This is a genomic window from Fibrella arboris (assembly GCF_041321095.1).
GTDB lineage: Bacteria > Bacteroidota > Bacteroidia > Cytophagales > Spirosomataceae > Fibrella > Fibrella arboris.
In genome coordinates this window covers 79,324-94,616 of sequence record NZ_JBGGWE010000016.1, presented here as the reverse complement: position 1 = coordinate 94,616, position 15,293 = coordinate 79,324, and the positions used below count along the sequence as shown (strand labels likewise).

At 53.5% G+C, this 15,293-nt stretch carries 10 protein-coding genes; 3 read left to right on the top strand and 7 right to left on the bottom strand.

Features of this window, described 5'->3' with window-relative positions; all coding sequences use genetic code 11:
* Positions 1 to 5: 5 nt before the first annotated feature.
* The 7 genes from ACAW75_RS22545 to ACAW75_RS22515 all read right to left on the bottom strand — a co-directional run bounded on the left by ACAW75_RS22545 (position 6) and on the right by ACAW75_RS22515 (position 10,912).
* Positions 6 to 1,757, bottom strand: coding sequence for an alpha-amylase family glycosyl hydrolase (locus ACAW75_RS22545; RefSeq protein WP_370731026.1), 1,752 nt, complete (start codon positions 1,755 to 1,757; stop codon positions 6 to 8).
* A 250-nt stretch (positions 1,758 to 2,007) separates the two neighbouring features.
* On the bottom strand, positions 2,008 to 2,772 hold the full coding sequence (locus ACAW75_RS22540; protein WP_370731025.1) for a GLPGLI family protein: 765 nt from the start codon (positions 2,770 to 2,772) through the stop codon (positions 2,008 to 2,010).
* A gap of 91 nt (positions 2,773 to 2,863) precedes the next feature.
* The gene (locus ACAW75_RS22535) at positions 2,864 to 5,719 is read right to left on the bottom strand and encodes an outer membrane beta-barrel protein (RefSeq protein WP_370731024.1); all 2,856 of its coding nucleotides are present in this window, start codon (positions 5,717 to 5,719) and stop codon (positions 2,864 to 2,866) included.
* A 523-nt stretch (positions 5,720 to 6,242) separates the two neighbouring features.
* Positions 6,243 to 7,202 carry an oxygen-dependent tRNA uridine(34) hydroxylase TrhO gene (gene trhO, locus ACAW75_RS22530; protein ID WP_370731023.1) on the bottom strand — a complete coding sequence of 320 codons (960 nt, stop codon included), beginning with the start codon at positions 7,200 to 7,202 and terminating at the stop codon, positions 6,243 to 6,245.
* A 146-nt stretch (positions 7,203 to 7,348) separates the two neighbouring features.
* Complete coding sequence (cobA, locus tag ACAW75_RS22525; RefSeq protein WP_370731022.1) at positions 7,349 to 8,098, bottom strand: uroporphyrinogen-III C-methyltransferase; 750 nt, start codon at positions 8,096 to 8,098, stop codon at positions 7,349 to 7,351.
* A gap of 103 nt (positions 8,099 to 8,201) precedes the next feature.
* Positions 8,202 to 10,343 (bottom strand): ferredoxin-like domain-containing protein, encoded by a 2,142-nt coding sequence (locus ACAW75_RS22520; protein ID WP_370731021.1) that lies wholly within the window; start codon positions 10,341 to 10,343, stop codon positions 8,202 to 8,204.
* Between the two features lie 182 nt (positions 10,344 to 10,525).
* Positions 10,526 to 10,912, bottom strand: a complete 387-nt coding sequence (locus tag ACAW75_RS22515; RefSeq protein ID WP_370731020.1) for a DUF3471 domain-containing protein — start codon at positions 10,910 to 10,912, stop codon at positions 10,526 to 10,528.
* 150 nt (positions 10,913 to 11,062) lie between these two features.
* Between ACAW75_RS22515 and ACAW75_RS22510 the strand changes: the two genes are divergently transcribed.
* Genes ACAW75_RS22510 through ACAW75_RS22500 form a run of 3 tightly spaced genes read left to right on the top strand, consistent with a single transcriptional unit; the run spans position 11,063 to position 14,896 of the window.
* Positions 11,063 to 11,596 (top strand): (2Fe-2S)-binding protein, encoded by a 534-nt coding sequence (locus ACAW75_RS22510; RefSeq protein WP_370731019.1) that lies wholly within the window; start codon positions 11,063 to 11,065, stop codon positions 11,594 to 11,596.
* Positions 11,597 to 11,607: 11 nt separating this feature from the next.
* Positions 11,608 to 12,624: an FAD binding domain-containing protein gene (locus tag ACAW75_RS22505; RefSeq protein WP_370731018.1), complete on the top strand. Its 1,017-nt coding sequence runs from the start codon at positions 11,608 to 11,610 to the stop codon at positions 12,622 to 12,624.
* A gap of 22 nt (positions 12,625 to 12,646) precedes the next feature.
* Positions 12,647 to 14,896, top strand: a complete 2,250-nt coding sequence (locus ACAW75_RS22500) for a xanthine dehydrogenase family protein molybdopterin-binding subunit (protein WP_370731017.1) — start codon at positions 12,647 to 12,649, stop codon at positions 14,894 to 14,896.
* Positions 14,897 to 15,293 lie beyond the last annotated feature (397 nt).

Sequence of the window (15,293 nt, the reverse complement as noted above, 5' to 3'; positions counted from 1 at the left end):
TGGTTCTAAAGAATATTCAGGGCAAAAATTCTGACACTGTTCGGCGGCAGATCAAGCGGTAATCCGCTCTGGCCACTGCCCGTCAGCCGATCGGTCGTGAACAACTGATCTTCTAAAACGAGCGGCGCATCGAACGGAACATGCAGTAACGAAAAAGCATGTTCTGGAAACTGCAGCGTTGCCGACAGTGAGCTGGCCTGGTCAAAGTTACAGACGATTAGTAGCTTTTGGTTTTGGGTGTATCGCAGGTAAGCGTAAACACGGTGCTGATTGTAGCCATCCGTCGATTGGTTGGCCCATTGTAAATCGTAAAAGGCCCCTTCCCGAATGGCTTCCGCACCCGCAACGAACGTACCCAGTTTTTCATAAAAAGACCGTAGTTCACGTTGCGCATCCGTTAGGGCTTCCCCATCATACTGGTGATTGTTCAGATAACCCTGCCAGTCGGTCAGGCCCCAGTAGTCAAAAATGGTGGTCCGGCCATCGTACCCACTGAACCCTTCAGCGTCTTCGCCTTTAACGCCGATTTCCTGGCCGAAATAGAGCAGATAGGGCCCTGTATGCATCGTTGCCGCAACAACCATAGCGGGCAATGCCCGTTTAGGGTCAACTGCGAAAAAAGCCGACGCGATACGCTGCTCATCGTGCGTTTCCAGGAAGCGGAGCATATGCTCTGAGAAGTCCCCTGATTCCTGCTGCCATACCCGCGTGAGGTCGTAACAGCTACCGTGCCCTTCGATCAGTCGGCGCAATGAATCGTACAGGCCCACTTTGTCGTAGAGGTAATCAAAACCACCTTCGAAAATAAACGATCGGTACAGACCCGGATCGTAGATTTCGGCAATGAAAATATGGGCTGGGTACGTTGCCCGTACCTGCGCCGTTACCCACTGCCAGAAAGCCACCGGCACCAGATGCGCCATGTCGCAGCGAAATCCATCGACACCTTTTCCTGCCCAGAACAGCATGATGTCGCGCAGCTTGTACCAGGTATCCGGTCGGTCGGGGTGGGGCGTTGCCGATGCGTCGTCAGCGAATGGGTGCAGACTACCGTCGAAGACGTTGTAGCCGTAGTTGAGCTTGATCGTTTCGTACCAGTCGTTGATGTGGGGCGCTTCGTTGATCGAACCCGACCCAGTTACTTTTGCGGGTGCTTCATAAATGGGCGACGCCGAGTTGGCGAGAGGCGGGTCAGCGTCTACGCTGCCGGGGACAAAGGGAGCCACAAAGGCAGTTCCCGGCAAATAATAGAAGTTATTTTGGGTTGAAAACGCCTGCCGCCGGTCATCGCCCTCGCCAAGGTCCTGCGTATTGGCGGGCTTTGCATCAGAGCCGTATTGACGGGCCACGTGGTTAGGCACAATGTCAATAATTACCTTCAGGCCATACGCGTGGGTACGGGCCACCAAGGCCTCGAACTCGGCCATCCGATCAGGGACCGACCGGGCAAAATCGGGAACTACATCGTAATAATCTTTAATGGCATAGGGCGATCCCGCGCGCCCTTTCACCACCGCCGGATCATCTGGCCTGATGCCCTGCGCCGAATAGTCGGTCATGGTGGCATGTTCAGGAACGCCGGTATACCAGACGTGGGTGGTACCGAGACGTTTTATGCCAGTGAGCGCGGCGTCGTTGATGTCGGCGAACGTACCTGATCCGTTGTCGGCCAGGGTTCCCCAGACGCGGTTCGTTGTGTTCGTATTGCCAAATAAACGGGGTAACAGTTGGTAAATAATGAGCTTGTCGGATGCCATAACGGCAAAATTAAGGCTCAATCGCGGGAGATTTGGTATTGAGTGTCAAGTTTCAGGTTTCAGGTGTCAAGTCTCAAGGGCTCCGCTTATTCACGGATTGGTTGCTAAGCGGAGCCCTTGAGACTTGACACCTGAGACTTGACACCTGAAACTTGACACCTGAAACTTGATACCTGAAACTTGACACCTGAAACTTGATACCTGAAACTTGATACCTGAAATTTGACACCTGAAACTTGATACCTGCCCTCTAGTACCGAATCTCCCAATAGGGGTTCTGCTGCTCCTTGATCTGCTCGGCGATATACGTTCTGAGCATGGTCTCGTAGCCTTTCTCATCCAGTTTTTTAGGCTTCTTCACCTTGGGCAGTTTAATGTCTGCGGCTACGGGCTTGAAGGTGATGCTGGCCGTTTCAATGATCACGTCGCCGTTGTTGATGTCGAGCTCCAGGATCAGTCCGGGCAGGCCGCAGATGCGCTCAGGACCGGCAGAAACGGGTATATCCTGGGCAAACCAGGCTGTCAGGACCTGGTCTTTTACGGGGTCGGTCGTGGTGGCATTGATGCACATATGGCCCGCAATTTCACGGACCTGATTGCCAATCTTCCAGGCTGGCAGCCGTAATGAATCTTCAACCACATACACTTTTCCCAACATCTCCTCCACGTCGACCTGCTTTTCGTTGGCGAAGTCCCGGAAAAGGGCCAATTCCCGGTTGCGCCAGGTGTAACGGCCATCTTCTGATTCGCTCGATTCGCTTTCATACCCATACAGGCTCGTTGTAGGCGTAAAGGTGAGCTTCATTTTTTCTTTGCTGCCTTCCTCATTTTTCCAGGTATTGGCGGCCCGGTCTTTCTGTTCCTGGCTCAGGTACGTCATGCGGGCCGTGATTCTTGGCCAGAATGTGCGCCGGGTATATAAGACAACGCCCTCTGTCTGGTTGGTTTGGGCCTCGGCCGTCAGCGTTGCCAGCAGCAGGAGGGTATAAAAGATTGGTTGCAGCAATCGAGTCATAGCGTTTTGGGGGTTGTAAGGCCGAAGCTCCAGCTTCGGTGGTCTAAGCCTGTCAATGACTACCGAAGCTGGAGCTTCGGAACTACGTCGTCTAATCCCAGCCATTGCTTTGACGAACACTGGCTTTTATACCACGCATGTTGTAGGTCATGCTGAACATGAAATAGCGGGCCAGCGTCCGGGTTCTTTCCGATGAAACGGAGTTTTGGCCAGCGTATTGACTGACGTTTACATTCCGGTTCAACATATCGTAGGCCGACAGCCGGATTTCCATTTTTTTGGCCTTTCCAATCAAACGATAGATTGCCGAGTTCCAGAGCGGGATGCCCTGATTGAAGCCAAAGCGCTGATTACGATACAATTGATAATCGAACGAGGTGCTCACAAAGATGTCGCCAGGGAGTTTCACGTTAGCGTCGGCCTGGTAGCTGTTGTTGATCGTCTGGGCGTTTTGGGCCGTGTTGATCGAATAACGTGCGTTATTGATGCCGACCTGCGTACTGCCGTAGAACGTAAACCAATCTACCGGCGTCAGGCTCAGCTTCAGGTTGACATTGTAGTTGGTTGTATTGGTCTGGTTGTTTACACCATTGATGGGGGTGATCAGCTGGCCCAGATTCAGGTTGCCGCCCAGATCAAGGGTCGCTTTCGTTTTCTTCAGCGGGAAGCTCAGGTAACTATAGTACCCGAAGTTATACCCACCCGTAATGTTCCGCGGTATTGTGCTGGTGATCAACGTCCGGGTATCGATGGTCTGCGCATACACAATCTGGTTGACGTTGTAGCCGTAATTGAGGCCGCCGTAGAAATTCGTAAATGAACCCGGATTGAAGTAGTTGAAGCCCAGGTTGAGCCGATGCGTAATGGCTGGTAACAGGTCTGGATTGCCCTGGGTGATATAGAGCGGATTACTATTGTCGACAATGGGCTGCAACTGCCGTGACGTAGGGGTCTGCACACCAACGTTGTACCCTCCGTAGAGGTATTTGTTGTTTTTCAGGTCAAAGTTGACCGACATATTGGGTACGAAGGTGGTAAACGTGCGGTCAATTCGCCCAAGAATTGGCAGGGTCTGGTCAGAGGCGTACTGGCCATTGATTTGAAACTGCTGAAAGGCGCCACCAATGCCCAGGTTCAACCCTTTGTTGGTGTAGCGAATGCTGGTGCCCAATCGGTTATACAGGTACGTGTTGGTGTAATACCGGCTCAGCGAATCGTTGCGGGTGGGGGTGTCGGTCTGGGTGTTCAGTACGTTGCGATCCACTTCATCGTAACGCAGGCTGAAATTGTAGAACGACTCCCAGAAGAACTTCTTCGACAGCGGCTCTACATAGAGCAAACTGGCTTTGTACTGCGAAACCGTACTGTTGGTCGACTGCAACTGGCTGATAATTCGGAGCTGATCGTTGATGTCGGTAGCCTCAAAAAAGCGGTTTCTGGCCTCCAGATCCAGCGAGCCGTCGCTGCTGCTCAACTCGTAGTTGGCACTGGCGGCGAAACTACGCCCCTTTTTCATGAATTTGTGCCGGTATATCAGCGCGTTAGACATTCCGAACGACTGCCCGGTTCGATTATTAACGGTCGTGTTTGAGGTGGTAGGCGTCGTGGCTGTGTTCAGAATCCGACGGATGTCGCGGGTGCTGAGCAGTAATGCATTGCTGGTGTTGTAGCGGCTGTTGTTCGAAAAGACCAGCGTATTCAACGTGTCGAGCTGCTTTTCCAGGCGGAAGCTAAACCGGTGACTGCTATTTTTAGTGGTCTGGTTCGAGACTGTTTCCGTGTTCAGATCACCGGCCGGAATAAAGTTAGTCACGTTACTCATGCTTTCCGTGCGCAGTTTGGTCTGGCTGAAATAGTAGCTGCTACTCACCTTCGTTTTCTTGGTGTCGTAGTTGTAATTGGCTCCTCCCGCCGCATTATCCGAAAGCCCCCGACCCCGGTCGCCGCCCGTAATGGGAATAGAGAAACTCTCATCGTCGCCCCCCCCAATGATGTAGTAGTTGCCACTGCTGAAGCCAAAGTCGGCGTTGTCGTTCCAGTTGAAGGAATTACTACCCCGGAAGTCCTGATAATCAGCCCAGGAGAGGCCCGTCTGGTTGGTGTTGTTGGCCAGACCGATGAGCGAAAGCTGCTGTTTCTTGTCGAATTTGTTGTAGCTGCCCCGTACCTCGGCGCGGGCGGGCAGGTTGCTGGCTGGCCCGGCCCCCCCGGTAATTTTACCAAAGCCCCCTTTCTTGAATTCTTCTTTCAATTCAAGGTTCATGGTCTTTTCTTTCGTGCCGTCGTCAACACCGGTCAGTTTAGCTTTTTCGGTCTTATCGCTGAACACCTGCACTTTTGAGATCGCTTCGGCCTGTAAGTTTTTGGTAGCCGTCTTCGGGTCGTCGCTGAAGAATTGCTTGCCATCTACGGTTACCCGTTTCACTTCCTGCCCCTGCGCTCTGATGTTGCCTTCGCGGTCAACAATCACGCCCGGTAGCTTCCTGAGCAGGTCTTCAACGCTGGATCCTGGCGGTACCTTGAATGCCCGTGTGTCGTACTCGACCGTATCGCCCCGGATCGTCAGTGGTGCCCGGGCTGCTTTCACCACAACTTCATACAATTCTTTGGCAATCGGCTTCAGTTTGATGGTGCCCAGATCAACCGTTGCGTCGGTATCAAACGTCACCGTCTGATTCAGCGGCATCATGCCTACGTAAGTCACCTTGAGTATATAGTCGCCCCGCCGTATGCCTTTCAGCGAAAATTTGCCTGCCTCGTCAGTCCGGCCAAAGCTGGTTAGTACCGAATCTTTAGCTGTTTGAAGCATGACCGTGACGCTATTCAATTTAGCGCCCAGCGTGTCGGTTACAGTGGCCTGCAACGTAAAGCGTGCCGGTGCCGTCTGGGCATGAACGGCGCTGGCGAAAAGAAGAAAGAGGAAGCAAACAAGTAAGCGGTTTTTCATACGCAGTAGAGAGATAGAGGAGCAATAGGGGCAAATGTAGACACGCCGCCGCCTGAACGTAAGCCGTTAAGAAAAATTAACTATAAAATTAGTTGAACGGTGATACCAAGCGACGGGCGGTCGCAGGGTAGATGTAATTCGAAGCCAGATTGCATAAGCGCAACGCCAATATTAATTGCATGGAACAGGGCGCAAGTAGACGTCGAATGGGCAGACTGATGCCAACTGAGCGTAAAAGATTGTAAGCAAAACGTAAAAGTTATATGACAACCCGGTGCCGTGCCTCGATTGGCCTCTGCCATTCAGTGGCTGCACGTACGACCGGCATAGTCACTGGCCATCCACTGATGGTAAGGATTCTCCAAAACTGGCTTTCGTTGCACTGATTAGGCACAAAAAAACCGGAAAGGTGACAGCCTTTCCGGTTTGATCAACGCGTATAGGTTAATCTCAGTATAATCTTGGTGGTGACTTAGTAGCGCTTCCGTCTGAAAATCAACTAAACGGCAGTTTAGCCTTGCGCCTAAGCCTCTAGCTGGCTACGCTGACGGCTTCTGTACCCCTGCTCGGGTGTGTAACCAACCGATTTCTTACTGTAGTATCCGGTACCGTCGTAGGGACGTAGCAATGGATCGTGCTTGCAGTCATCGCTACACGTACCTGCGTGGGCATCGCCGCAGGCTTCGCAGAGCGGAACGTGGTTGTTGCAGGCAGGGCTGGCGCAGTTGACCATGCGGCTGCTGACCGTTCCGCACCGGTAGCAGGTCGAGATCACCGTTGGGTTCACGTGGTTTACCTCTACGGCCAGGCGGTTGTCAAACACGTAACATTGCCCTTCGAACCCTTCACCCGTATTTTCCAGGCCGTATTTGATAATGCCCCCATGCAACTGGTACACGTTGTCAAAACCCTGCGATAGGAGGTAAGCCGATGCTTTCTCGCACTTGATACCGCCGGTGCAATAGGTAATGATTTTCTTGTCCTTCAAATGCGCAATCTCACCAACGTGGTCGGGCAGTTCGCGCAGGTTTTCCATGTCGAACGTAACGGCACCACTAAACTTACCCACGCTGTGTTCGTAGTTCGACCGCATATCGACCAGTACCACGTCAGGATCATCCTTCATGGCCTTGAATTCGGCGGGTTCCAGGTACGTTCCTGTGCGCTCAAGGGGATTCACCGGTAGTTCTGAATGAACGATTTCGGGCTTTACCCGAACGTGAAGTTTCTGGAAGGCGTGGCCGTCGTGCGCGTCGATTTTGAACTCAATACCGGCAAAGCGGGCGTCGGCCCGAACGGCGGCCATATAAGCGTCGCAGTCGGCGGCAAGGCCAGAAACGGTGCCGTTCAATCCTTCGGGTGCTACAATGATGCGGCCCAGCAGATTCAGTGTAAGGCAAAGCTGATGCTGTTCTTCCCGGAACTGTTCGGGGTCAGCAATGGGTGTATAATAGTAATAAAGGAGTACGCGGTATGGTTTCATGGCAAGTTTTACCTCACCCCCACCCCCTCTCCTGAAAACCAGGAGAGGGGAGCCGCTTTAGCGTAGCTCTGCTGAATCGCGAAGCTGCTGTAGAGTAGCTCCCCTCGCCTGGTTTTCAGGAGAGGGGGTGGGGGTGAGGTCAGGTATTACGCTTGCAAATTTACGAAAATCCGGGCGTTTTCCGGAACGGTTGCCAGGGCTGCCACCGCACCAATCACGATCACCGCCGGATTATCGACTCCCGACTGGGCAACCTCATCGACAATGGTCTTTACCGTCCCGACCACCACGCGTTGCTGCGGGGTCGTTCCGTTTTGAATAATGGCGACGGGCGTTTCCTGCTTGCCTGCATCGCTGAATAGCTGAACGATTTCAGGTAGTTTATGCATGCCCATGAGCACAACGACCGTGGCCGATGACTGAGCCGCCAGGTGCATATCGTTCGACAGCTTTCCTGCTTTGGTAGTGCCTGTTACCACCCAGAAGCTTTCTGACAACCCACGCGAGGTGAGGGGCACGCCCGCCGCAGCCGGCACGGCATAACTACTCGAAATACCCGGAACCACCTCGACAGTCAAGCCATGTTGCTGCGCGTATGCCATCTCTTCATAACCACGTCCGAACACGAAGGAGTCGCCCCCTTTCAAGCGGACCACATGGCCGTAGTTACGGGCGTAATGAACAATAAGCGGATTGATATCTTCCTGCATGCAGGAATAAGCACCACGCCGTTTGCCCACGTACACTTTGAGCGCCTCGGGTCGGCAATACTCCAGCAGTTCTTCAGCAACGAGCGCGTCATACATGACTACATCGGCCGATTGAAGTGCTTTGATGCCTTTCAGTGTAATCAGTTCCGGGTCTCCAGGCCCCGCGCCAATGAGGGTTACCTTCATATGTTTGAATGAGCGACTTAGCGAGTGGGCGACTTAGTGAATGTTTGGCTTAGTACGAGACTAAGCCAAACATTCACTAAGTCGCCCACTCGCTAAGTCGCCATTATGAATCCTGTGCCTGAACGAGTTCTTTTAATTCGGGAAGGCCTTCCAGTTGAATCTGTTGCTCGCGGTAAGCCCGTACTGCGTTCAGAAAGCCACGGGCTTCGCTGATGAACGTACCTGCGAATTCTTCCGTGGGCTCGTTCTTGTTGATGCTGAAAACCAGGATTTTGAAGGCTGATTCTTCGGTGTGGAAGCCATCAACGCCAACGAATTCACGATCAAAGTCAGCGACAATTCCGTGCTGCGTATTTGTAGGTACGTCGCGGCTCATCAGTGCGGCTTTGGCGCCAGTGATAAACACGTTATAGGCGTGATAAATGGCGTCGGCCCAACGGTTGTCTGACTGCGCTTCGGTGGCCCAGTTCAGCTTGTCGGCGGCTTCGTCGAGCGTAGTCGCTACCAGGTCGAGCATCACGCCCGCACATTCACCAACTCCCACTTCGGTGGCATATTGCTCGGTATGGTCCCAGTCGACGTAATCGCTATCCTGTACCGTTTTCAGGTCGGCCAGCGGTTTCAGCAGGGTATAGAAATAGTTTTTCCCCTGCCGACCGTAATAGTTGTTGTAATATTCGCCGTCGAACGCGTTGGCTTCGTAGTCGTTGAACAGTGTACGCAGGGCAGCCGGTCCGCGTTTGGTGGGCAGTTTGATGACTTTATCACCCATCTGCCCAACGCCTTCCGCATTGAACCCGCCGCCGAGCAGCACCTGCAAGGCAGGCAACACATACGCCCCGTTCTTGATCGACGAGCCGTGGAAACCAATATTGGCTACCGAATGCTGGCCGCAACCGTTCATACAACCGCTGATCTTGATCTTGATATCGGTGTTATACACGATGTCGGGAAACTCATCGTTCATCAGGTCTTCCAACGCCCGCGTGATGCCGTAGCTGCTGGTAATGGCCAGATTACAGGTGTCGGTACCGGGGCAGGTAGTGATGTCGGCCGTGGTATCGAATCCAGGTTTGGCCAGGCCCAGTGCGTCGAGCGCATCGTACAGCGCTGATAAATTTTCGGGACGAACGTACCTGAGCAGATACCCCTGATTGACCGTTACCCGAATGTCGTCGCCCGCATATTGCCGCACGAGTTGAGCCAGTGCCCGCGCCGTATCCGACGACATGTCGCCCAGCAATACCCGCAGTTGCACGGCATACCAGCCCGCCTGTTTTTGCTCGAATACGTTGGTTTTAAACCAGGTAGTAAACGCTTCGTCCTGACGATCAGGCTGGTAATCGGCCAGTTCAGGTTGCGCGGCTTTTTCATCAATGGAAGCCGATGAGGTGTCTATCACGAGATCCTTGCTCTTCAACGCTGTCCATTCAGTTTGCACGCGGCTTAGGAACTCCTCCAGACCAATGTCGTTTAGCAGGTATTTCATCCGGGCTTTGTGCCGTTTGGTGCGCTCGCCATAGCGATCGAACACGCGGATTACGGCCTCGATGAAAGGAATAATCTGGTCTTCGACAATGAATTCGGTAGCCGTTTGAGCCGCGAATGGCTGTGCGCCAAGTCCACCGGCCAGTAACACTTTGAAACCGCGTTTCCCGTCCTGGATGCGTGGAATCAGCCCGATATCGTGCATGTAGCCGTAAGCTGAATCACGTTCTGATGACGACAGCGCGATCTTGAACTTCCGACCCATATCCTGACAAATCGGGTTGCGCAGGAAGTAGGCATAAATGGCCTGCGCATACGGCGACACGTCGAATGGCTCTTCGGGATCAATACCGGCCCGGGCCGAACCAGTCACGTTGCGAACAGTATTGCCACAGGCTTCTTTCAACGTGATACCGGCGTCTTCGAGCTCTGCCCAAAGCTGAGGGGAGTCAGCCAGTTTAACAAAGTGTAACTGAATGTCCTGGCGAGTGGTAGCGTGCAGGTTTCCGGTTGCGTAGCGGTCCGATACATCGGCGATACGGATAAGCTGATCGGCCGTAACCCGACCGTAGGGCAGCTTGATGCGAATCATCTGAACGCCCGCCTGCCGTTGCCCGTATACGCCCCGCGCCAGACGAAACTTGCGAAACTGCTCGTCGTTCATCTGCCCGGTGGAAAAGGCATTCACTTTTTGCTGAAGGTCGAGAATGTCGCGCTGCGCCGCCCGGCTGACGTTGGGAGAGAAGGTAATAGACATATTTACTATTACTCTATAGAGTTTATATACTGACTAATTAAAACAAAGGCCGGAGGTTGATCCGGCTTAGTCATTGTGAAGTGAAGGTACCAAGATAAGGCCAAACCCGCGAAAATCGTTCCGAATGACCCAAGATTCGGGGGTTTGGGCCCTGTAAAAGCACATATATCCAGGTACGTTGCCTACTTCTCTTTGGTTGCGCTCAGCGCCTGTCCCTGTGCCGCCAGTGTTAAACCAGTAACCGCTTTCGTGGTCGCATCGCGAATAAACGTGATGATCGATCCATACGAGCTGGTCGATTTATACTGATCTGCCTGTTCCTGCTTCAGGAGTTTATACTCTCCCATGCCGGCATCACCGTACAGGTTTCCTTCTTTCACCGAAATGGAATACGTGCTGATTGGGCTACCGCTGGTAAACGTATACGTACCTGCGTATTCGCGCAGGTCGGTTGTCGAGGTTGCAGTTGCGTTGACTGGTGTCGTGGCCTGACCACCGGTCGACTGCGCCTGCGCGCTGAGAAAGGCAATAACTACCAGCGAACTGGTCAACATGAAACGTGCTACCATAAGGATCCGGGTTTTGAACTGGTTTTGATACACAAGTTCACCAAAATTTCTGACTCAACAGCAGAATAGAACCGATTGCTTCACTCACTCAACTTTTTAAACACCCGATAAACAGGGCTGTTCTGTTGCTATACCCGACTTATATTCCTTATGCAAACGACCCTGTCACCGCCTGCCATCGCCGGGACTGCCGCTCCTACTTCCCCTGGCACAGTTCGTCTGACCATTAATGGAAGGTCCAGAACGCTGGAAATTGCCCCCTGGACAACCTTACTCGATGCGTTGCGCGAATACATGAACTTAACCGGCACCAAAAAAGGCTGTGATCACGGTCAATGCGGTGCCTGCACAGTACTGATTGATGGTAAACGGGTGAACGCCTGCCTGACGCTGGCCGTGATGCACGATGATCACGAAATCACGACCATTGAAGGGCTGGCTGAAGCAAACGGAACGCTGCACCCGTTGCAGGCGGCCTTTGTTGATCACGACGCTTTTCAGTGTGGCTATTGTACGCCCGGACAGATCTGTTCGGCCGTAGGCTTGATCAACGAAGGGCAGGCGAAGTCGGCGTCTGATGTGCGCGAACTGATGAGCGGCAACCTCTGCCGCTGTGGCGCTTATCCGCACATCGTCGATGCTGTCATGGACGTCATGAAGGGTAGTTCAACGTCAATCGCTTAACCTCAATCGCTATGAACCCATTTACCTATGCCCGTCCCGATTCGGTAGGCTCGGCCATTGATGAGCTGATGGCTGAACCCGCTGCCAAATTCATTGGCGGTGGCACAAACCTCATCGACCTGATGAAGGAAAACATCGAAAAGCCCACCCGTCTTGTCGATATAAACCGGCTTCCGCTAACCGATATCGTTGAACTGCCCGACGGTGGCCTGCGCCTTGGGGCCCTGGCGACCAATGCCGACACGGCCTATAATTCGTTGGTAAAAGAGCGCTATCCGTTGCTGTCGCAGACGATTCTGGCTGGTGCTTCGCCTCAACTTCGGAATATGGCCACCAACGGCGGAAACCTTTTTCAACGTACCCGCTGCTATTATTTCTACGACAACAGCATGCCCTGCAACAAGCGTAATCCAGGGAGCGGTTGCGGGGCACTGAACGGTTATAATCGTATTCATGCTGTTCTGGGTACGTCGGACGGTAATCCGCAGGTCGCCTGCATTGCCACGCACCCGTCCGATCTGTGTGTGGCACTGGCCGCCCTTGAAGCCATTGTGCGGGTCGATGGACCCAATGGAGAACGTACCGTTGCCATGGCTGATTTCCACCGGCTGCCGGGGAATGAACCTCAGTACGACAACACAGTACAGCCTGGTGAGATCGTAACGGCTATTGACCTGCCTGCCAACGGCTTTGCGCAACACTACAACTACCTGAAACTACGTGACCGGGCATCGTATGCGTTTGCACTGGTGTCGGTGGCTGTTGGTCTGGAACTGGATGGGAACACCATCACAAACGTCCGCCTTGCGCTGGGTGGTGTGGCTCATAAGCCCTGGCGGAAAACGGAAGCGGAACAACTGCTGGTTGGCAAGGAGGCCGTCGCCGATAATTTCTGGCCCGTTGCCGGAAACCTGCTGGAGGGCGCAAAGGGCTACGGCCACAATACATTCAAGATCGATCTGGCGAAACGGGCTATCGTCCGGGCCTTGACCGAGGCGGTTACAATGCAGAAAGCGACGCCACAGTGAATCATCTAAACAGACTCAACAAATGACTTATATCGGACAACCCGTTAAACGTGTCGACGGAGCAGACAAGGTAACTGGCAAGGCCAAGTATGCCGCCGAATTCAACGTACCTGGCCTGACCTACGGCTACGTTGTGTCGAGTGCGCTGGTAAAAGGGAAGATCACCAGCATCGATACAACCGCAGCGCTGGCCGTTCCCGGCGTGCTGGAGGTCTTTACGCATGAGAACCGGCCCAAAACTGCCTGGTTCGATATGAATTACAAGGATATGGATGCGCCACCCGGCTCGCCATTCCGCCCCCTGCACGACGAAAAAATCAAGTACAGCGGGCAACCGATTGCGCTGGTCGTAGCTGAAACCTTCGAACTGGCCCGCTATGCCGCCTCGCTCGTGAAAACCACGTATGACATGGAAGAGCACGAGACTGATCTGGAAGCCCATCTGGCCGACGCCCGCGATCCTGCAGTCGGCGTAGCGAGCCTGCTGAAACCACCACCACCGAAGCCCCGTGGTAATGCCGATATGGCGATGCTGGCCGCCGATGTGTCCATCAAAGCACGTCATGTGCATGGACCCCAGCACCATAACCCGATGGAGATGTTTGCCACAACGGTGGAATATGGGAAGGAAGACAAGGACGGAAAACCCTACTTGACGATCTACGACAAAACGCAGGGCGCCTACAACAGCCAGCTCTACGTAGCGCAGATTTTCGATTTGCCGTTCAGTCATGTGCGCGTGATTTCGCCCTACGTCGGCGGTGGGTTTGGCTCAGGGCTACGTCCTCAGTATCAGTTGTTTCTGGCCGTTATGGTTGCCAAGGCGCTGAAGCGATCCGTGCGGGTTACGCTCACCCGGCAGCAGATGTTCACCTTTGGTCACCGCCCCAACACGGTGCAGGAAGTAGAGCTGGGCGCGTCAACCGACGGAACCATTACCGCTATTAAGCATGATGCCAAGGCTGCCACGTCGCAGTTTGAAGATTATACCGAAGTGGTCGTCAACTGGACGGGCATGCTCTACGACGTACCTGACACCACGCTGACGTATAAGCTAAAGCCCCTCGATATTTATTCGCCCCTCGATATGCGGGCACCCGGTGGGGTTACGGGCGATCACGCCATTGAAACGGCCATTGATGCACTGGCTTACGAACTCGGTATGGATCCTGTTGAGTTTCGCCTGAAAAATTACTCGGAGAAAAACTGGACAGAAGGCGATAAGCCTTATTCGAGCAAAGAATTACGGGCCTGTTTTTACCAGGGAGCTGAACGATTCGGCTGGAAAGAGCGCAACCCGGAACCACGCTCCATGAAGCGAGGACACAACCTGGTGGGCTGGGGTATGGCCACCGGCATCTGGGACGCGAGTCGCCTGTTTGCCCGCGCCGAAGCCGTTTTGACGGTAAATGGTAAACTCCGCGTAAGCAGCGCCACGGCCGATATTGGCACAGGTACGTATACGATCATGACCCAGATTGCCGCCGATACGCTGGGGATGCCCATCGAAGATGTGCTCTTCAAACTGGGCGATACCGAGATGCCGCTGGCTCCGTTCCAGGGTGGTTCGATGACCATATCAACGGTAGGTTCGGCCGTGAAGCAGGTGTGTGAAGATCTAGGCAAGAAGCTGCTTAAGCTGGCCGGGAAAGACCCTAAATCGCCGTTTTACGATGCGGCCTGGAAAGACGTCACGTTTTTTGAAGGCGAAATGCGCCTGAAAAAAGACCCACACGTGTCGATGAAACTAGTCGACATCGTAGCCATGAACGGCGGTAGGGCTGTCAGCGAAACCTCCACATCGATGCCGAATCCACTCGTGTCAGGCAAGTATTCAAAGCACACTCACTCGGCGGCGTTTGTCGAGGTAGAGGTGGATGAGGATCTAGGGACGGTGACGGTAACACGGGCGGTAACGGCTGTGGCGGGTGGCCGCATCATGAACCCCCGCACGGCCCGCAGCCAGATCATCGGCGGCATGGTATGGGGTATCAGCAGCGCGTTGCAGGAAGACAGCAAAATGGACCACCGTTACGGCCGGTTCATGAACCATAATTTCGCCGAATACCACATCCCTGTGTGCGCCGATATTCATGACCTCGATGTAATTTTTGTCGAAGAACACGACGAGATCGTAAACCCGCTGGGGGCCAAAGGTCTCGGCGAAATTGGCATTGTGGGTATGCCCGCCGCCATCGCCAACGCTGTTTTCCACGCCACCGGCAAACGCATTTATGACCTGCCCATCACGCTGGATCGGGTGCTGTATTAACAAAACTGAACAGGCTGAGGTACAAACAGCGCGTTTGTACCTCAGCCTGTTTATATCAACAACAGTAAGTCCGATGCTGATGGGCAGTGCATTATTTTTAGCGATTCAAACCATTTTCACAAAGTAAACCAGTCGCAAAAAAATATGATAATGTCGGTTATCAAGGCTAGACAAACTACGAAGCTGTTTAAACGTTTCTAATTGGCTTTCTCTTGGCATCCCGACGTATGAGCGGTTCGCCGTTGCGAGATCCTGGCGTTCTGACGGAAGAATCTATCTTTTTTAGAAGGAACGCCAGGATCTCGCAACGGCGAACCGCTCATACTTCGGGATGACAAAAACCGCCTCAAAAACGACGAAAACCGAAAGTTTAAACAGCTTCGTAGTTTACCGGTCA